The 310-nt window shown below is 64.5% G+C and carries 2 protein-coding genes; both read left to right on the plus strand.

Going from position 1 to position 310, the window contains the following annotated elements:
* The coding region (locus EN845_RS34550; RefSeq protein ID WP_189587450.1) for an urease subunit gamma at positions 1 to 94 on the plus strand (94 nt) is incomplete at its 5' end.
* 10 nt (positions 95 to 104) lie between these two features.
* On the plus strand, positions 105 to 310 hold a 206-nt coding region (locus EN845_RS34555; protein ID WP_135931323.1), incomplete at its 3' end, for a DUF1272 domain-containing protein.

Genomic DNA, 310 nt, shown 5'->3' on the forward strand with positions numbered 1-310 from the left:
GGACGGCATCGCCGAGATGATCCACGACGTCCAGGTCGAGGCGACGTTTCCCGACGGCACCAAGCTGGTGACCGTGCACGAGCCGATACGCTGAGGAGGAAAAGATGCTGGAGCTGCGCCCCAACTGCGAATGCTGCGACAAGGACCTGCCGCCGGAGGCGACGGATGCATTGATCTGCACCTTCGAATGCACCTTCTGCGCCGATTGCGTAGAGACCCGCTTTGCGGGCACCTGTCCGAATTGCGGCGGCGACCTCGTGCGCCGGCCGATCAGGCCGGAGCGGATGCTGGAGAAATACCCGGCCTCGAC

Source organism: Mesorhizobium sp. M8A.F.Ca.ET.202.01.1.1, from assembly GCF_004791595.1.
Lineage (GTDB): Bacteria > Pseudomonadota > Alphaproteobacteria > Rhizobiales > Rhizobiaceae > Mesorhizobium.